The organism is Micromonospora jinlongensis, from assembly GCF_013410645.1.
Taxonomy (GTDB): Bacteria; Actinomycetota; Actinomycetes; order Mycobacteriales; family Micromonosporaceae; genus Micromonospora; species Micromonospora zamorensis.
Window position 1 is genome coordinate 4182577 of record NZ_JACCHK010000001.1, and the last position, 18073, is coordinate 4200649.

At 70.2% G+C, this 18073-nt stretch carries 15 protein-coding genes, 3 tRNA genes and 1 pseudogene; 8 read left to right on the forward strand and 11 right to left on the reverse strand.

The window, feature by feature from the left end:
• Window positions 1-5: 5 nt before the first annotated feature.
• Both HNR22_RS18500 and HNR22_RS18505 read right to left on the reverse strand, forming a co-directional pair.
• Window positions 6-1190: a glycosyltransferase gene (locus HNR22_RS18500; protein ID WP_179781409.1), complete on the reverse strand. Its 1185-nt coding sequence runs from the start codon at window positions 1188-1190 to the stop codon at window positions 6-8.
• 322 nt (window positions 1191-1512) lie between these two features.
• Window positions 1513-2292: pseudogene (locus HNR22_RS18505) on the reverse strand (transposase family protein).
• Window positions 2293-2390: 98 nt separating this feature from the next.
• Here HNR22_RS18505 and HNR22_RS31880 point away from each other — a divergent pair.
• Window positions 2391-2633, forward strand: coding sequence for a site-specific integrase (locus tag HNR22_RS31880; RefSeq protein WP_343059868.1), 243 nt, complete (start codon window positions 2391-2393; stop codon window positions 2631-2633).
• Between the two features lie 247 nt (window positions 2634-2880).
• On the opposite strand, the gene HNR22_RS18515 is transcribed toward HNR22_RS31880, so the two are convergent.
• Together HNR22_RS18515 and HNR22_RS18520 are read right to left on the reverse strand one after the other, a co-directional pair.
• Window positions 2881-2953 (reverse strand) — tRNA-Arg (locus HNR22_RS18515).
• Between the two features lie 35 nt (window positions 2954-2988).
• Window positions 2989-3079 (reverse strand) — tRNA-Ser (locus HNR22_RS18520).
• A gap of 145 nt (window positions 3080-3224) precedes the next feature.
• Between HNR22_RS18520 and HNR22_RS31685 the strand changes: the two genes are divergently transcribed.
• Complete coding sequence (locus HNR22_RS31685; RefSeq protein WP_179781410.1) at window positions 3225-4607, forward strand: hypothetical protein; 1383 nt, start codon at window positions 3225-3227, stop codon at window positions 4605-4607.
• A 4-nt stretch (window positions 4608-4611) separates the two neighbouring features.
• On the opposite strand, the gene HNR22_RS18530 is transcribed toward HNR22_RS31685, so the two are convergent.
• Window positions 4612-5382: a CPBP family glutamic-type intramembrane protease gene (locus HNR22_RS18530; protein ID WP_179781411.1), complete on the reverse strand. Its 771-nt coding sequence runs from the start codon at window positions 5380-5382 to the stop codon at window positions 4612-4614.
• A gap of 145 nt (window positions 5383-5527) precedes the next feature.
• Here HNR22_RS18530 and HNR22_RS18535 point away from each other — a divergent pair, with 145 nt between their 5' ends.
• The gene (locus tag HNR22_RS18535) at window positions 5528-6643 is read left to right on the forward strand and encodes a globin domain-containing protein (RefSeq protein WP_179781412.1); all 1116 of its coding nucleotides are present in this window, start codon (window positions 5528-5530) and stop codon (window positions 6641-6643) included.
• A gap of 68 nt (window positions 6644-6711) precedes the next feature.
• On the opposite strand, the gene HNR22_RS18540 is transcribed toward HNR22_RS18535, so the two are convergent.
• Entirely contained in the window at window positions 6712-8241 is a 1530-nt protein-coding gene (locus tag HNR22_RS18540) for a peptide deformylase (protein ID WP_179781413.1), read from the reverse strand.
• Window positions 8242-8572: 331 nt separating this feature from the next.
• Between HNR22_RS18540 and HNR22_RS18545 the strand changes: the two genes are divergently transcribed.
• Window positions 8573-9349 (forward strand): hypothetical protein, encoded by a 777-nt coding sequence (locus tag HNR22_RS18545; RefSeq protein WP_179783613.1) that lies wholly within the window; start codon window positions 8573-8575, stop codon window positions 9347-9349.
• Between the two features lie 9 nt (window positions 9350-9358).
• On the opposite strand, the gene HNR22_RS18550 is transcribed toward HNR22_RS18545, so the two are convergent.
• The gene (locus HNR22_RS18550; protein WP_246380932.1) at window positions 9359-11188 is read right to left on the reverse strand and encodes a DUF6311 domain-containing protein; all 1830 of its coding nucleotides are present in this window, start codon (window positions 11186-11188) and stop codon (window positions 9359-9361) included.
• 213 nt (window positions 11189-11401) lie between these two features.
• Here HNR22_RS18550 and HNR22_RS18555 point away from each other — a divergent pair, with 213 nt between their 5' ends.
• Window positions 11402-12112: a class I SAM-dependent methyltransferase gene (locus HNR22_RS18555; RefSeq protein WP_179781414.1), complete on the forward strand. Its 711-nt coding sequence runs from the start codon at window positions 11402-11404 to the stop codon at window positions 12110-12112.
• Between the two features lie 63 nt (window positions 12113-12175).
• Here the strand turns inward: HNR22_RS18555 and HNR22_RS18560 are convergent, their stop codons facing one another.
• Window positions 12176-12718 carry a YbhB/YbcL family Raf kinase inhibitor-like protein gene (locus HNR22_RS18560; RefSeq protein WP_179781415.1) on the reverse strand — a complete coding sequence of 181 codons (543 nt, stop codon included), beginning with the start codon at window positions 12716-12718 and terminating at the stop codon, window positions 12176-12178.
• 145 nt (window positions 12719-12863) lie between these two features.
• On the opposite strand from HNR22_RS18560, the gene HNR22_RS18565 reads away from it, so the two are divergent.
• Window positions 12864-13019: a hypothetical protein gene (locus HNR22_RS18565; protein WP_179781416.1), complete on the forward strand. Its 156-nt coding sequence runs from the start codon at window positions 12864-12866 to the stop codon at window positions 13017-13019.
• Window positions 13020-13153: 134 nt separating this feature from the next.
• On the opposite strand, the gene HNR22_RS18570 is transcribed toward HNR22_RS18565, so the two are convergent.
• A tRNA-Ser gene (locus HNR22_RS18570) sits at window positions 13154-13243 on the reverse strand.
• A 163-nt stretch (window positions 13244-13406) separates the two neighbouring features.
• Here HNR22_RS18570 and HNR22_RS18575 point away from each other — a divergent pair.
• Window positions 13407-14381 (forward strand): NAD(P)H-quinone oxidoreductase, encoded by a 975-nt coding sequence (locus HNR22_RS18575; RefSeq protein ID WP_179781417.1) that lies wholly within the window; start codon window positions 13407-13409, stop codon window positions 14379-14381.
• A gap of 10 nt (window positions 14382-14391) precedes the next feature.
• Here the strand turns inward: HNR22_RS18575 and soxR are convergent, their stop codons facing one another.
• Together soxR and HNR22_RS18585 are read right to left on the reverse strand one after the other, a co-directional pair.
• On the reverse strand, window positions 14392-14865 hold the full coding sequence (gene soxR, locus HNR22_RS18580) for a redox-sensitive transcriptional activator SoxR (protein WP_179781418.1): 474 nt from the start codon (window positions 14863-14865) through the stop codon (window positions 14392-14394).
• Window positions 14866-14930: 65 nt separating this feature from the next.
• The gene (locus HNR22_RS18585; RefSeq protein ID WP_179781419.1) at window positions 14931-15638 is read right to left on the reverse strand and encodes a glycosyltransferase; all 708 of its coding nucleotides are present in this window, start codon (window positions 15636-15638) and stop codon (window positions 14931-14933) included.
• Between the two features lie 51 nt (window positions 15639-15689).
• On the opposite strand from HNR22_RS18585, the gene HNR22_RS18590 reads away from it, so the two are divergent.
• Window positions 15690-18023 (forward strand): phospholipid carrier-dependent glycosyltransferase, encoded by a 2334-nt coding sequence (locus tag HNR22_RS18590; RefSeq protein WP_246380934.1) that lies wholly within the window; start codon window positions 15690-15692, stop codon window positions 18021-18023.
• The last annotated feature ends 50 nt before the right edge of the window (window positions 18024-18073 follow it).

Here is an 18073-nt window from a genome sequence, read left to right on the forward strand (position 1 = left end):
CGCCCCTATTTCCACGCGGGAACAGGAGTGAAATACGACTTCAGGACGGAGGAGATGGACCAGTAAATGTTGAGCATGGTGTACAGCATGCTCGGAATCAGCAACGCTTGGACGAGCATCGCTTTCCATCCGAGCTGACGGACCGCCACTGCCGAATAAACGGCCCAGAAAGCAGTCAGGAGCAAGATGGCCGGCCAGTGCTGGAAATTACCTCCGGCGAGCGAGGTCCAGTACGCCGACCCCCAGATCAGGAAGCACGCGAAGCCGAAGAAGTTGAAGAACAGGGTGACAATGGCGCGCCGGGTGAACTCGCTCCACCCCCGCAGGCGGAGCGCGTCGACAGTGCCGCGGGCCCAGCGTTCGCGCTGGACAACCAGTTCGCGCAGGGTCGGCATGAGGTCGGTGTAGGCGATGCAGAACTCGTTCGCTGTCACTTTCCAGCCAGCTTCCTTGAGCGCCAGAGTGGTCTCGTAGTCCTCGACCAGGTTGCGGTGGTCCTCCCAGAAGACCTGACCCCGCCGATCGATGACGGACTGCAAGGCGGTACCCCGGTAGAAGGACCCGGCGCCGGACATGGTGTGGACGTTGGTTCGATACCGCGCGTGTGCCGCACGGCCGTACTCAAGGATCTGCATGCCGAGCAGGTATCGCTGCCAGAGGCTGCCCCACAGGCCGGTACGGCCGAAGCAGGCGGCACTGACCCCACCGATCTTCTGGTCGGAGGCCATCACGTTGATGGCTCGCTCGAGGAAGTTGGGATGCAGTTCGGTGTCGGCGTCCATGGCGAGGACGTGCCGGACGGCGTCCAAGCGACCGCCCACCCGCACTCGCAGCCACTCCATGGCGTAGTTGAGGGCGCCGGCTTTCTTGTGCGGATTGTTGTTCAGCGTGAGAACGACTGTCGGTGGGGTCTTCGGGTCACCCGCGTACCCGGCGGCGTATTGCTCGGTGTTGTCGGTCGAGTTGTTGACCACCACGACGATGAGATCCGGACGCCGAGTCTGCCTGTGCAGCGACTTGAGGGAGAGCAAGATTCCGGCCTCTTCATTCCGCGCCGGAACGATGACGACCGTGTTATAGCTCGGCGCGGAAATGCGGTGGTTGAGTCTCGGGTTCGGAGCGGGTCGCCTGGGGTATGCAGGATTGCCGCGGGAGAACACACTCCCGCTGTGACGTACAGACGTGCTCACGATTTCCCCCCGTGCCGTAGCGACCACGGCTATCCCCCGTGCGCGCAAGATTGTAGCCGATGATCACAGGAAGAGAAGATCCCTGCGCAGCTCAAATATGAGTGCATTTAATCTCCTTCCACGCCAATTCGGACACCTTGCATGGCATTCGAGGCATGGTGCCACCGTCGATCGTGAGATACAGCATGTCAGTCAGTGAGGTGATCTCAGCGAGGCGTAGAGCCCGGTTCGGGATGACAGGGTCGTAACGTCCATGGCGGACAGCATGGGATAAAGACGTGGAGCCATCGGTCGACAGGTTCTTTCAACAGAATGAGCCTTTTCATCCTGGGTAGCGGTTGCTTCGACGCGGTGCAGAACGAGGATGGCCTGCACGATGGGGGTCGTTCGCCGTGGGCAGCAGCCCAGCTTGTTCAGGATCTTTCAGGTCTTGAGGGTGACGATCACGCGTTCGCCGCGGGCGCGGATTTTCGGGTGGGTGCGGTTCACGGCCTTCTGCCGGCGTGACAGCTTTGGGCGGAAGCGGCGCCGCTTGAACGGCGTGCGGACGCTGCCGCGGGCTCTTGGTAGCCCTTGTCGGGGAAGGCATCACGTCTGCCTTGGTCAGTGCCTTGATGATGCCGTGGGTTCGGGCTGGGCTCAGGTCATGGACCGAACCGGGCAGCGTTGGTGAAGCCCAGACCAGCCGGCAGCGGCATCGGCGATGACCTGCACGTTCACGCCGTGGTGCTTATGTTTTCCGGAGTAGTACGGCTTCTGGTCCGCGACCCGGTCGATCGGGATCAGGGTGCCGTCCAGGATCGTGTACAGCCAGCAGCCGGATGCGTCGCATCGCGGTGTCCAGGTCGTCGGCTGCTGAGCTGAGCAGGGCTATCGCTTCCTGGACGTACCGCCAGGCGGTAGCGACGCCGATCTCGAAGCCGGCCGCGAGCCGGGTGTAGGGGTCGCCGATACAGAGGTGAGCCAGCGTCAGCAGCGCCTGCTGGCCGGGTTCGAGGTGCCGCCACCGGGATCGGCGCTGGTTGCGGTGGCTGCGGATGCGTACGGCGAGGTGGTTCAGGGTGCGGCTGGACAATGGAATCGTGGCGGGGCAGGACAGCATGGCGAGGCTCCCGGTCGGGGCTTCGAGTCTTGGTCGACAGCTGTCCTACCTGGAGCCTCGCACTCATCGATCACCGGGTTTGCCGCGCCCGTCGCGAGTTGCAAGATCAGATTGGAAAGGCTCAGTGGCAGCACACCGGCGTCCGGCCGGCCGTGGCGGTGTGGACCGCCGACCAGCTCGCCACCTTCCTCGGCGACGTCACCGACTCGCTGTTCGCGTTCTGGTGGCTCACCGCGCTGCGCGGCCTCCGCCGCGGCGAGATGTGCGGACTGCGGTGGACCGACATCGACCTGCTGGACAAACGCACCGTCCGGGTCCTGCGCGACCACCGACAACGCTAACGAGACCCGCGCGAAGATCCGCAAGAACGGCCGCTGCAACCGCCCGCAACCCGACCAGAGGCTAATACTCCGACCCTCAGGCACCCGTCAAGCATGAGGAACCCCAGGTAAACACCCCGACAGAACCCGCCGTCACGGAGCGTGATGACACCCGAGTGGCACCCACGTGACACCCATCGTCCGAACAAGCCGGACAGCAGAAAGGGCCTGAGCTGCGTTTCCACAGCCCAGGCCCCTCTTGATCTTGTGCGCCCGAAGGGACTCGAACCCCTAACCTTCTGATCCGTAGTCAGATGCTCTATCCATTGAGCTACGGGCGCTCGTGCTCAGCCAGTGTACACACCTGACTTTCGCGCGGAGACTCCGGGATTCGAACCCGGGAGGGGCTTTAAGACCCCAACCGCATTAGCAGTGCGGCGCCATAGACCAGACTAGGCGAAGTCTCCCTGGTGGCCCGCAGACCACCGCGCCCGAGGATACAGGTCGGCACCCACCGGGAGCAAAACGACTTCCGGGGTACGCCCACCGGGACCGCCCGCCCTCGTGTTTCACCGCTGTGCGGCGGCGTGATCGGGACTACGCTCCATCGATATGCAGGAGCAGCCGCCCAGCGAGCCGACCCGTCGAGAGCCTGCTGAAAGAGCGCGTCGGCGCTCCCCGCGGGCCACCTTCACGCCGCCGACTGCCGCCGAGCAGCCCGCAGAGACGGCGGCACCGCCGCCAGCCGCTCCGGCGAGCCAGCGCCCTCGCCGGGCGAAGCCCGCCCCGGCGGTGCTGTTCCAACCACCGGATCCGGACCGGCCGCTGCCCCGCCAGGCCAGGCGCGCCCCGACCAGCGACGCGGGCGCCGAGCAGCCACAGCCGCCGACCGGCGACGCGAACGGCGACCGACCGAGTCCCCCGAGCGTCGACGCGAGCACCAGCCAGCCAGACCCGGCAAACGCCGAGCAGGCAGACCCGGCAACCGGCGAGCAGCCACACCTGGTGAACGCCGAGCAGCCACGCCCGGCAACCGGCGATCGGCCGAGCCCGCAGGCCGCCACGGCGGACGCCGACCCACCACGACAAGCAGCACGCGTCGAGCCCAAGGCCCAGACCACCCCCGTTCGGAAGGCCGCCCCAAAGAAGACGGCCGCCCCGAAGAAGGCAGCCGAGACCACCGTCGAGGTGACCCCGACCACACCGGCACCGCGCAAGCGCGCCGCCAGTCCCACCAAACGCACGGCATCACCCCGTAAGAGCACCACGCCGAGGAAAGCCGTCCCCGAGCCCGTGGCCGAGCAGCACACGGCACTGGCATCTTCCGCCGAGCAGCAGGTCGAGCCCGCTCTGGCACGTACCCCGGAATCGGAGCTGCGGGCGGTCGCCGCGCGCGTGCTCGACCACCCGGGCTTCGCGCCGGAGTTGTTGGCCCTGGCGGCCGTGCGGGCGCTCGGGCCCGGCGCGGCCGATTGGGCGGCGCGGTTGCGCGCCCGCTATCCGGACGCGCCCGCGGACGGCCTGGCCCGGTTGGCCACCCGGCGGTTCGTCCGCTCGGCGGGCGCGGGTGGGGCGACGGCGGCCCTGGCCGGGTTCTTCGCGCCGCTGGCCGAGCTGACCTCGGTGCTGTGGACGCACGCGAACCTGGTGCTGCACCTGGCGGCGGCGTACGGCAGGGATCCGGCGCATCCCGACCGGGCCGTCGAGCTGCTGGTCCTCACGCAGGTGCACCCGGACGCGGCGAGCGCGGAGGTGGCCCTGGCCGCCGCGCAGGCGGCGGGCGACCCGGTCGAGGGGGCCTGGCCGCGGGCGGCGGAGGCCGCCTGGCGGCTGGCCGCCCCGCTCACGGCGCAGGCCGGTGGCTGGGTGGCGTTGCGGCTGGTGGCCCGGCTGCTTCCGGGCGCGGCGGTGCTGGCGGCAGCGCTGGGTGACGCGGCGGCGGCCGACCGGCTCGCGTCTCGAGCGGTGGCCGTCTACCGGCCCGACCGGCGCTGAGCCGTCAGAGCCAGTCGAACCACTCCCGGGGCAGCAGCGCGTAGCCGACGAAGGCGACCACGTCGAGCACTGTGTGCGCGATGATCAGCGGCAGCACCCGCCGGGTGCGCAGGTAAAAGAGGCTGAACACCACGCCCATCACCGCATTGCCGACGAACGCGCCGAAGCCCTGGTAGAGGTGGTACGAGCCGCGCAGCAGGGCGCTGGCCGCGATGATCGCGGCGAGCCGCCACTGGAGCTGGCGAAGCCTGGTGACCAGGTAGCCGACCACGATCACCTCCTCCAGCACGGCGTTCTGCACGGCCGCGAGGATCAGCACCGGGACCGTCCACCAGACCTGCGGCAGTGCCGCCGGCACCAGCGTGGCGTTGATGCCGAGTTGGGCCGCCACCCAGAAGAGGGCCAGCCCGGGCAGGCCGATCAGCGCCGCCAGGCCGGCACCACGGGCCAGGTCCTGACCGGGCCGTCGCGCGTCCAGGCCGAGGGCCCGCGCCGGGTCGCCGGGGTCCCGGGTGAGCAGGTGTACGGCGAGCAGCACCGGAAGCAGCGCGAAGACGATGCCGAGCAACTGGTAGGTGAGGTCCAGCCAGGGTCGGGTCGACGCCGAGGTGTTCAGCGAGGCGGTCTGCTTGGAGAGCGGACCCTCGGCGGTCAGCTTCGCGATGATCGAGACCACCGCGTAGACCGCTGACTGGCCGAGGGAGAGGCCGAGGACCAGCAGCGTCTCGGTGCCCAGCAGTCGGCGGGATACCGGGCGGGTCAGCTCAACGGTCACCGCACCACTCTGCCCGACGGGCGGCACCCGGAGCACGGCCGACCGGCCAGCATGAGCCGATCGCACATTCTGTGCGACCAGTCGACACTCTCCGTGGAGATTCTATGGGCGCCCGATCCGCTGCCGTCTGGAGAAGGAGCGCCCCGTGGACAACCTCGCGCGGTTGCTGAAGGAGAGCTGGACCCTGGTCGAGGACGACCGGGTCCGGCTGAGCGGGCACTTCTACGCCCGGTTGTTCCTGCTCGACCCCGCCCTGCGGCAACTCTTCCCGGTGCAGATGACCGGCCAGGGCGACCGCCTGCTGGAAGCGATCATCGCGGCGATCCACACGGTCGACGACCCGGAGAGCTTCGACGAGTTCCTCCGGGCGCTGGGCCGCGACCACCGCAAGTACCACGTCGATGACCGGCACTACGCGACGATGGGAGTCGCCTTGCTGGACGCGCTGCGCAGCACCGCCGGCGACGGCTGGAACCTGGAGTACGACCAGGCGTGGCGCGAGGCGTACGCCGCGATCGCCGCCCTGATGGTGGCCGGGGCGGCGGCCGACGACGACCCGCCGTTCTGGCACGCCGAGGTGCTGACCCACCAGCGGTACGGCCCGGACACCGCCGTGCTGACCTGCCGGGCGTTGCAGCATCCGCTGCGCTGGAAGGCTGGTCAGTACGTGAGCCTGGAGGTGCCGCGCCACCACCCCCGGGTGTGGCGGAACTACTCGGTGGCGAACGCACCGAACGACGACAACGTGCTGGAGTTCCACGTGCGGTCGCCGGGTGCCGGCTGGGTTTCCGGTGCGCTGGTGCGTCGGGTGCGACCGGGTGAGCTGCTCCGCCTCGCGGCGCCGATGGGGTCGATGACCCTGGACCGCTCGTCGGAACGGGACATCCTCTGCGTGGCCGGCGGGGTCGGCCTGGCGCCGATCAAGGCCCTGGTGGAGGAGCTGGCCAGCTACAACCGGACCCGCTGGGTGCACGTCTTCTACGGCGCCCGGCAGGCGGCGGACCTGTACGGCCTGGCCGGGTTGCAGGAGTTGGTGGCCGTACACCCGTGGTTGTCGGTCACCCCGGCGTGCAGTGAGGACCCGGACTTCGACGGTGAGCAGGGCGACATCGCGGACGTGGTGGCCCGCTACGGCCCGTGGACGACGCACGACTGCTTCGTCTCCGGCTCGGCCCGGATGGTCCGGTCCACCCTGCGGGTGCTCGCCGCGGACGACGTTCCGCCTCCGCAGATCCGCTACGACACCTTCGGTGACCTCTAGACGTTCCTCCCCCCACACCGGGGCGCGTGCCCCTGCCCCCTGGGGCACGCGCCCCGGTCCCTTCCTGGTCAGTAGCGCCAGGGGTGCCCGGTCTCGCGGTATTCCTCCACCGGCACCAACGGCACGCCGGGGGCCATCCGGTCGACGTAGAGCCGCCCCTCCAGGTGGTCGATCTCGTGGGCGACCAGCCGGGCCATGCCGAACTCGAACGAGGTGATGACCCGGCTGCCGTCCCACTGGGCGTGCTCCACGTCCAGTCGGAGCGGCCGGGGCACCAGACCCCGGAAGTCGAAGAAGGAAAGACAGCCCTCGTACTGCTCGTCGGTGTCCGGGTCGGCGTCGACCACCCGGGGGTTGAGCAGCACGACCGGCTCCGCCGACCGGTCCGGTGGCCGGACCACGGCCACCGCCCGGTCGATGCCGAGCTGCGGGGCGGCCACGCCCACCCCCTTGCTGAACGGGTGCAGCTCGTCGAGCCGGGCCAGGGCCGTGACGAGCCGGTCGACCAGGTCCCGGGCAACCGGCTCATCGACGGGCAGGTCGAGCGGCCGGACGCGTTGGCGGAGCAGGTCGGCGCCGCGTTGCACGATGCCGAGCCCACGCATTCGGTCGCTGGGCCGGACGCGGGCGGCGCCGGGGCCGCTGTCGGGTTCGGTCTCCGGTCGGGCGCGGAAGCGCCACTGCATCCGGTAGCGGGCGTTCAGCGGTGGGTCGTCGGTCTGCCAGTCGTAGATCGCCCGGTCGCCCTCGTCGTGCCGTTGCGGGGCCGTCCGCAGCGGGCCCTCCTCCGCGGAGAGGGAGGTTTCCACCCCCCAGACCTGCGGGTCGAGGGTCGCCGGCAGGTCCAGGCGTACGGCGAGCTGCCGGGTGGGCAGCCGGACGGCGCGTTGGAACCAGGGGCCCCACTTCTCGTGCCCGACGCTGTACGCGTACTCGATGGTGGCCCGGTCGCCCGGGTAGAGCGGGAAACGCCGCTCCCCGTTCTCGAAGAGCAGCCAGATCTCCTTGAACGCGTCCCGATCGTGTTTGGCCCGCCAGTGCATCGGCTCCGGGTCGCCGCCGCCGTCGTCCCTGCGGGCCTGTAGTTGCAGCTCGGCGAAGGTCAGCGGGTGCTCCCGGTGGTGCCGGTTGGAGCGGCCGGGGTCGTTCGGGTAGCGGTCGACGGCGACCCGGGCCAGGTACCGGGTGACGGGTTCGGTGCCGGCGTTGTACAGCTCGCGGTGGATCACGCACCGGTAGCCCTCGTCGGTGTGGGTGAGGGAGGCGAGTTCCCGCTCCACGACGAGGCCGGTGCCCGGCGGCAGCCACTGACCGGGCAGGTACGGCTCCCGGTGTGGTTGACCGGCGCGGGCGTGCCGCAGGTCGTCGTACTCCCGGAAGCGCTGCCAGATCGCGCCGCTGGCCTCCAGGACGGCCTCGGCGCGGCGGGCGAAGTCCTCGGTCGGACGGTGCCGGCGCCCCTCGACGTGACTCACGTAGGACGGGTCGAACCCCATCAGGACGGCCAGTTGCTTCTTGGACAGCCCTCGCCCAGTCCGTTGCCGGGCGAGCTCGGCCGCGAAGGAGTCGGCAGCCCGTTCGAGGGGTGAGGTCGTCATCAGCTTCCTCGTGGCCGGGGCTATAAGTTTCACGTTCTGTGCCCGAGCGCACACGCATCTGGCACCTTGCCGACACACTGCTTGACAATCCACCGACAAACGTCGATCCTCCGGCAGCGTTTCCCCGTGTTGACGCCGGGTAGTACGCGAGGCACGGAGCGCTGTTCCCGCCGGAAGATCGGCGTGACCTGGGCCTCCCGACTTGACCAAGGTGAGGCTTCCCTTAGACCAGAGGGCATGGTTAGGCTAGCCTTAGCTCAGGACGGCACTGGTCGTCCGCCGAGGCTCGCGCCTCGGTCACGCGGACGGGGGACCTCAGGTGACAGCGGTGCTGCCGAGGCGGGACGCCACCGCCACGCCACTCGCCCCCGTCACCGCGGCGCTCCGCGCCATGTTCGGCACCGATGATCTCCCCGGGCTCGCCCGGGGCCTGGTGGTCGAAGACGAGCTCGGCTGGGCGCCCGCCACCACCCTGATCGACGGCAGTCGGCTGCCAGAGCTGCTGAACGGCGCCGCCGTCCGCTGGGGTGGCACCCCACACGCCTGCGCCGCGCTGGCCTGGAAGTCGTACAGCTACTGGACGGCGCTGCCGGTCGTGCTCGGCTGGGCCTCCGCCCGGCGGGTGCCGCTGCTCGACCCGGCCGACGTGCTGATCCACTTCGAGGACCACCGGCAGCTGCTCACCATGGGCCTGCGCCGTGGCATCACCGTGGCGGTGCTGCCGAACGACCCACTGGCGCTCGCCGGCCTGCCGGAGGTGCGGGTCGTCGCCGACGAGGCGGAGCTGCTGGGCGCACTGCGCGCCTCCCTGCTCGACGCCCACCTGGCACCGCTCATCACGGCGATCCAGTCAGAGGTGCGGGTGGGCACCCGGACGCTGCTCGGCTCGGTCGCCTCCGGCATCGCACACGGCATCCTGCGGGCCGCCGACGGCCTGCCCGGCTCCACGGTGCAGAGCATCGACACCCTGCTCGGCGCACTCGACCTGGCCGACCTGATCGAGCTGGTGCCGGGGCCGACCGGCGAGCCGAGCGTGCAGCGGCGCACCTGCTGCCTCGCCTTCACCCTGCCGCGACCGAAGGTCTGCCAGGGCTGCTGCGTCCGCTAGACAGCTGACTCAGTCGGTCAACGGCCGCACGTCCCACACCCACACACCGCCGGTGAAGACCGGCTGGATCCCGGTCAGCTCGGTCATCCCCCGACGCAGCGCTGCCTCGTGCTCGTGCGGGCCGAGGATGACCACGCCGGCCCGCCAGAACCGCAGGTCGTCGACCGCCTTGACCCGGTCCTGCGGGGTGATCGGCGGCACTGCCCCGGTACGTCGGATGGTGGAGAAAAAGCTGCTGGTGGGGCGCGGCGGGGCACCGAACAGCGCGACCTTGGGGGGGTCCGCGTTCGGGCGGGTGTCCGGGCCCAGGAAATAGCCACGAGCCAGCGGCATGTCCAGCCGGGTCTCGGCGGACCAGCGCAGCGGCTCCGCGTAGGTGGTGTCCGGCAACGGCAGGGTCACCACACTGCGCCCACCCGTCACGTACGGACGCCACGCCCCACTCGTCACGAAGGTCGGCACCGGGTCCAGATGGGCCACGGGCAGCGGAGTGGGCACGATCGGCAACAGGGCCATCACGAGCACTGTGGCGGTGACGAAGCGGATCTGCCCACGAGCGGCCGGGTGCGAGCGGGCCAGCTCGTGGGCGCGTTGCGCACCGAAGGCGAGCAGCAGCCCGACGATCGGGGTGATCGCCAACGCCCACCGCGTCGGCACGACCGAGTGCAGGATGGGCAGGTTCTCCAGCGCCGCCCAGGGAGCGGGCACACCCGTACCCCGGTTGTCGAAGCGGACCTCGCGGCCCAACGAGAGCACCGCGAAGAGCAGCCCGAGCGCGGCGAGCGCGAGCACCACGACCGAGCGGCGCATCCACCACACCAGGGCGATCACCAGCACCACCAGCGCCCAACCGAAGAAGCTGTTCTCCTCGGTCGGGTTCTTGGCCAGGCCGGCGGCGGTGCGCGGGCTGCCGGCGAGTGACTCCCGGGAGTACGCGACGAACGAGGCGAGGTCGCTGGAGTAACCACGGATCAGGCGGGACAGCCCGGAGTACGCGCCCGGCCCGAAGAACTGCACGTAGAGCGGGTACGCGAGCAGCAGCCCGGCGACCCCGGCGGCGACGGCAAGGCCGGCGAGGAAGGGCCGGATTCGCGATCGCAGTTCCGGGCGGCCGAGGGCGAGCACGCCGACGACCACGCCGAGCCCGATCGCGGTCATCAGCAGGATCTCCAGGTTGAGGAAGGCCTGCCAGACGATCACGAGCGCGAGGAGGACCCCGTTGCGCAGCCAACGGCCCGGTTCACCGAGTCGCAGCGTGCGCCAGATGATCAGTGGGACGACGAACTGCGACACGATGTTGGGGTGCCCGTTGGCGTGCGACACCATGGCGGGCGCGTACGCGCAGAAGCCGGCGCCCAGCCACGCGGGCCCCCGGGTGCCGATCAGGACCCGGGAGAGCAGGAAGTACCAGGCCGTGGCGGTGGCAATCATGCCGACGGTGAGAAAGACCAGGAATGCCGCCCGAGGCCCAAACAGCAGAGTAATCGGCGTCAACGGCAATGAAATGGATAATACGGACGTATTAGCCATCAGATTCACGCCGTCCGGGACGTTCATCTGGTCGGAATGGAACGGGTACACAAAATGGGTGACGACCCGCGCACCGTGCGCCATCATCCATTCGAACTGCGACTGATCTGACTGGTTGTCCCGCACATCACTGCCCGGGTCCAACCAGAGCCGACCGGTGACCCAGAAGCCGAGCACCACAAAGCTCAGCACGGCGGTCAGATCGGCCCACTTCCCGCTGCGGGACGGCCGAGCATCACCAGAGGCCCCCTGCGCCGACGACGCGGCGGCCGGACCGTCGCTGGGCACGTCCGGTTCGGGAGTAGTCATGACAATTCACAGGGTAGTCAGGGCATGGCGCTGCCGTGACATGTTTCGGGGTACTGCCGTACTATGTGCCGGGTTCGCCGACCGCCGATCACGAACCCACCCCCCGACCACAATTCGGCCACCCCCGATGCCCCGATTCTTCTGCCGTCCCAGCGGATGATTCACTCTGTCGGTCCAGGCACGGGTCGAGTTCATATCGTGAGGAATCGACGCATGGCAGAAATCACTGGGGATCAGCGCGTGCAGTCCGAGGTGCTGGAAGGCTTGGCCACCGCTGTCAACCACCGCCGCTGGTTCATCGAACTGGCCGTGCCGTACCTCGGCGACGACCCGATCGAGATCGGCAGCGGCCTCGGTGACTACGCCCTGGAATGGTCGGAGCGCCTGCCCCGGTTCACCGCCACCGAGGCCGACCCGGACCGGCTGGTGCAGCTCAAGGAGCGCCTCGCCGCGCGGCCGAACATCGACGTCCGGCAGATGCTGCTGCCGCACGAGGACGGGGGCGACTACAGCGCCGCCGTCTCGTACAACGTCCTGGAGCACATCGAGGACCACGTGGGCGCGCTGCGCAGCATGCGTGACCTGGTCCGACCCGGCGGCGCCGTGATCATCATCGTGCCGGCTTTCCAGTTCGCGATGGGCCCGGCCGACATCGCCACGGGGCACGTCCGCCGCTACACGAAGAAGACGCTCCAGGCGGCGATGACCGAGGCCGGCCTGACCGTCGAGAAGATCCACTACGCCAACGCGCTGGGTCTGATCGGTTACTTCATGGCCACCAAGGTCTTCCGGCTGATGCCGAAGGAGGGCCCGATGGTGAAGGTGTACGACACCGTCGTCCTGCCCGCCACCAAGGCCGCCGAGCAGCTCGTCCGGCCCCCGTTCGGGCAGTCCGTCTTCGCGGTGGCCCGCGTCCCCTCCTGACCCACCCGGCCCCGCGATCTTGCACTGTGTTTCGCCATCAAGTGCAAGATCGCGGGGTACGGATCATTCCTTGATCTGGTACGTCGGGCGGATCACCGCTCGGGCCAGGGTGTGGAACGTGAGGTTGAAGCCGACGTAGGCGGGCGTGGCGTCCGGGGTCAGGTCCAGCCGGTCGACGTCCACGGCGTGCACCGCGAAGACGTACCGGTGCGGGCGGTCACCGGCCGGCGGAGCGGCCCCGCCGTAGCCCTGCTGGCCGTAGTCGTTGCGAACCGAGAACGCCCCGCCGAGGTCGGTGCCCGCCGCGCCGGCGGCGCCGCTGGGCAACTGCGTGACGTCGACCGGCACGTTCACCAGCACCCAGTGCCAGAAACCACTGCCGGTCGGCGCGTCGGGGTCGTAGCAGGTCACCGCGAAACTCTTCGTCTCGGCGGGAAAATCCGACCAGGTCAGCTGCGGCGAGACGTTGTCACCCCCGGTGCTGTCATGCGCGTGCCGGGCATCCATCGGCTCGCCGTTCTGCACGTCGTCACTCGTCAGCGTGAACGAGGGCAGCGTCGGCAGCAGCTCGTACGGGTCCGGGGCGATCGGTCGTTCCAGGGTCATCGGGACGCGTCCTTCCGGTGTGCGGAGTTACCAGCCCCTTCTTACCCCGCCGCAGCCCCTCCAACGACCGGAAGTACGCGCTCACCGAGGGGGTGGTTTGCCAGAGCTACCGTTGAGGTCGGGCAACGTTCCTCAGGGGGACACCGTGGCCGGCATCTGGCGGGACTTCGTGGCAGCCGTCTTCACCGCGTTCCGCCGCCGGGACGATCAGGCCATCGCCGAGGAACGCCGACGCGCGGTGGAGCGACTGGCCAAGGAGACGATCCGCGAGGCCCGACGGCCCACAGACCCGCCGGAGTGACCGGGAACCAGGCGCGTTCCGGTGTCTCGGCCGGGCCCGCCCGGCCGTGATCCATTCGCCTTCATGGAAGTCGCGGTCTCCGGGGCGGCCCGATACGCCGATTTCATTGAAACCGAGTCGATCAACCCTGTTCGTGGCGGAGGGTGTGGGATTCGAACCCACGAAGACATCGCTGCCTTACCGGTTTTCAAGACCAGCGCCATCGGCCACTAGGCGAACCCTCCCAGGCCGCCACCCGCAGGCGTACGGCCACGCACAGTCTGCCACGGCTCCCATCGGGCGGCCCGGCGTCCCTCCCCGAATGCGCCGGCCAAGCGGTCCGCCGCGTCCACAGTGGGCTGGAGGGTGCGCCTGCGGTGCCGGGCGAGATCGGGTAAGACTGACTCCATGAAGGCGATCACCATCCCGCAGCCCGGTGGACCCGAAGCGCTGGTCTGGGCCGAGGTGCCCGACCCGGAGCCGGGCCCCGACGAGGTGATCGTGGATGTGCGGGCCAGCGGGGTGAACCGCGCTGACCTGCTGCAACGGCAGGGGCACTATCCGCCACCGCCGGGCGCGTCCGCGTACCCCGGGTTGGAATGCTCTGGGGTGATCACCGTGGTCGGTTCGGAGGTCGCCGGGTGGGCGGTCGGGCAGCAGGTCTGTGCGCTGCTGTCCGGCGGCGGGTACGCCGAGCGTGTTGCGGTCCCGGCCGGGCAGTTGCTGCCGGTGCCGGCCTGCGACTCGGTTGACGCCGCGGGGCTGCCCGAGGTGGCGTGCACGGTCTGGTCGAACCTGGTTCAGGTGGGGCGGCTCGGCGCGGGCGACACGCTGCTGGTGCACGGCGGGGGCAGTGGGATCGGCACCTTCGCGGTCCAGCTCGGGGCGGCCCTCGGCGCGACCGTCGTGACCACCGCCCGGGAGGCCAAGCACTCCCGGCTGCGTGAGCTGGGCGCGTCGCACCCGATCGACTACCGCGAGCAGGACTTCGTCGAGGAGGTCCGGCGGGTCACCGACGGTCGTGGCGCGGACGTGATCCTGGACATCATGGGGGCGTCCTACCTGGGCCGGAACGTCTCGGCGCTGGCGACCGGCGGTCGGCTGGTGGTGATCGGCATGCAGGGTGGGCGCAAGGCTGAGCTGGATCTCGGCGCGCTGCTGACCAAGCGGGCGACCGTCGCCGCGACCTCCCTACGGTCTCGACCGATCGCGGAGAAGGCGGAGATCGTCCAGGGCGTACGGGACGAGGTGTGGCCGTTGATCGAGGCGGGCCGGGTCCGACCGGTGGTGGACCGGCGGCTGCCGATGACCGAGGCGGCCGAGGCGCACCGGCTCGTCGAGTCGAACGATCACTTCGGCAAGGTGCTGCTCACCCTCGGGTGAGCAGCCGGCGTCAGGCGGGCGAGCCCGCCGGTGTCGGGTCGTCGGCCGGTCGGGGCAGCACCAGCCGGGCACCCGGGCCCTCGCCGGCCAGCGCGTCCCCAGGGTTGTTGAGCGTGCAGCGCTGCAACGACAGGCAGCCGCAGCCGATGCAGCCGTCCAGGTCGTCGCGGAGCCTGGTGAGCAGCCGGATCCGCTCGTCCAGCCGGCTCCGCCAGCTCGCGGAGAGCCGCGCCCAGTCCTGTGGGCTGGGCGTACGGGCCTCGGGGAGCGAGTCCAGTGCCGCACGGATCTCGTCGAGCGAGACGCCGACCTGCTGGGAGATCCGGATGAAGGCCACCCGCCGCAACTCGGCGCGGGCGTACCGGCGCTGGTTGCCGCCGGTCCGATCGGCGCGGATCAGCCCCAGTCGCTCGTAGTAGCGCAGCGCCGACGGCGCCACGCCCGAGCGGACCGACAACTCACCGATCGTCAGTAGATCCTGCATCACCAGGTCCTTGAGTTGAAGTGCACTTCAACTCAAGGTTAGCCGGCCCGTCCGAGTGCCGTCGGTCAGCGCGGCGCGGGAGCGGTGGAACGACGGCGGGCGCGTTCGCGGCCGAGGATCCAGATCGCCTCGACGCCGTCCTTCCAGGTGATCTTCTTGCCCTCTTCCCGGCCACGAGCCCGGTAGCTGATCGGCACCTCGTACGGGCGGATCCGGCGACGCAGCAGCTTGCCGGTCACCTCGGCCTCCATGCCGAAGCCGCGCGAGCGCACGTCGAGCGACCGGTAGAGCGCCACCGGCATCAGCTTGAAGCAGGTCTCCAGGTCGCCGATGTACGAGTTGAACAGCACGTTGGCCGCCATCGTGACGCCCTTGTTGCCCATCACGTACCAGAAGCTGTAGGCGCTGTGGCTGCCGAAGGTGCGATTGCCGTAGACCACCGTGGCCCGCCCGTCGAGCACCGGGTCGAGCAGCTTGGGGATGTCCTGCGGGTCGTACTCCAGGTCGGCGTCGAGGATGACCATGTAGTCACCCTCCGCGCTGTCGACCGCCGTCTTGATGGCGGCACCCTTACCGGCGTTGCGCTGGTGGGTGATGACACGCAGACGTGCGTCGTCGGCGCGGCCGAGGACCTCGCCGGTGCCGTCCCGGCTGCCGTCGTCGACGACGACCAACTCGATCTCGCAGGGATAGTCAACCGCCAACGCCTGCTTGAGGGCATCCGCGATGCGTTCTTCCTCGTTGTAGACCGGCATGAGGATCGAGAGCTTCACGGGAATCTCCACGGTGGCGACAACACGTCGGGCATAGCCTAGCCTGGCTGGTTGACCTTCGATGTGCCGCCACCACGGGCCGTCGGCGTGGCGGGCGCAGACGAATGGTGTTTACTACCCGCCATGTCGGCTGCCGGCTCTCTGCTCGCGGCGGTTCCCGCCGCCGGGGCGCTCCTGCTCACCGTCGCGATGAGGCCGCGCGAGGTCGGCGCGGTCGCGCCGCTACGGCTCGCCGTGGTGCGCGCCGCACTGCTCACCGGCGTGTACGCGGTGCTCGTCGTCGAGCTCCTCGGCGCGTTGCACGCGCTGACCCGGCCGGCCTTCGCCGCCGCGTGGCTGCTCTTCCTTGCCGCCGCCGCGACAGCAGCCGGTCTGCGGCAGCGACGCGCGACCCGTACCGCGCCGACGCTCACGGCCGCGCCGCGACCGGTGCCGGTCGGCGCCGTGGTGTCCGGCCGCAGCGCCGACCCGCCCGCCGCCGTCGAGCCCGGTGCGACCGGGCCCGACCCCACGCCGACCCGCGCCGACCAGGCACCGTCCGGCCTGCTCGCCGTGGCCCTCGACGCCTGGCGTACGGCGGGACGCGGCGAGCGGCTGCTCGTCGGCGCGATCGGCGGGCTGGTCCTGCTGGAGCTGCTGGTCGCGCTGCTGGCGGAGCCGAACAACTTCGACTCACAGACCTATCACCTGCCGAAGGTGGAGCACTGGGTCGCTCAGGGTGACCTGGACTTCTGGCCCACCGCCATCCACCGGCAGGTGACCATCCCGCCCGGAGCCGAGTATCTGCTGCTGCACCTTCGCCTCCTCACCGGCGGGGACCACCTGCACAACCTGGTGCAGTGGGCGGCCGGAGTGCTCTGCCTCCTGGTGGCCGCACGGATCACCGCGCAGCTCGGCGGCAGCCGGCGGGCCCAACTGCTCACCGCGTTCGTGTTGGCGACCACGCCGATGGTGGTGCTCCAGGCGACCAGCACGCAGACCGACCTGGTCTGCGCGGCGTGGGTGATCTGCGCGGCGACCCTGGTGCTGGACGGGCTGCGTCGGCGGACCGGCTGGGGCACGGTGCTCGGGTTGGGGGCGGCCACCGGTCTGACCGCGGTGACCAAGACCAGCGGTCTGATCGCGGTCGGTCCGCTGCTGCTGCTCTGGGGATTGGCCCAGCTCCGGCTGGCTCGGGCCGCGAGCACGGCGACGCCCCACCCGACAGCGACCAGCGCGGCATCACCCAACCCGACGGCAGCCGGCGCGGCATCGCCCGGCCCGACGGCGGCCGGCGGAGGTCGGCGGCCTCGGCCGGTCGGCGGGCTGGCCCGCACGGTCGGTGCCTCGGTGTTGATCCTGCTGGTCGCGGCCGTGGTGGTCGGCCCGTTCCTGGCCCGGGTGACCGCCGAGTTCGGGCACCCGCTGGGGCCGCCCCGGCTGCGCGAGTCGATCCCGATGGAACGGCACGACCCGCCGTCGATAGTGGTCAACGCTCTGCGGATCGGGCACACCGCGTTCGACACGCCGCTGGCACCCCTGCGCCGGGTCGGAGCCGAGGCGATCATCGACGGAGCGGGCGCGATCGGGGTCGACCCGCAGGACCGCGCAATCACCTTCGGTCGGGAGATATTTCCGGAGCCGGCCTGGTATCCGGACGAGGACCGGGTGGCGTTCCCCCTGACCGGGGCGCTGGTGCTCATCGGTGCGGTCGTCGCACTCGCCCGTCCGCGCCGGATAGACCCCGAGCAGGCCGGGCCGCTGCGCGCGTACGCGGTGGTGGTGTTGGCCGCCGTCCTGTTGCACACCTCGATGATCAAGTGGCAGCCGTGGGGCAACCGGCTGATCCTCTACGCCGTGGTGCTTGCCGTGCCGCTGGCCGGACTCTGGCTCGATGCGCTCTTCCGCCGCCGCCGCGCGAACCCGGGCCGGTCGGGAGCCCGCCGGTCGGTGGCCACGCTGACGGCGGTCACCGTGCTGGCCACCTCGGCGCTGGCCGGTGTGCTCGCGCTGTCGTACGGCTTTCCGCGACGGCTGGTCGGTGCCGGTTCGGTCTTCACCACCTCGGACTGGGACACCCGGTTCCTGCGGCGCCCGCAGTGGGCCGACGAGTTCCGCTGGGCCGCCACGGCGGTCCGCGACAGCGGTGCCGGACGGATCGGGCTGGTGCAGCAGAACGACAACTGGGAGTACCCGTGGTGGCTGCTGCTCCGGCAGCCGGACGGGGGTTCGCCGGACCTGGTGGCGTTGCAGTCGGTGCTGCCGGAGCGACCGCCGGCGGACCCGTCCTCGGTCGACGCGATCGTCTGCACCGGCAGCCGGCCGGCCTGCACGAAGCTGGTCCCGGCCGGCTGGCGGCTGGAATTCCGCGGCTACGTCGGCTACGCCCTGCCGCCGGGCCGCTGACCCGGCGGTCCGCTTCGGCGCATCTCGATCGCCCGGATAGTCCGATCCGG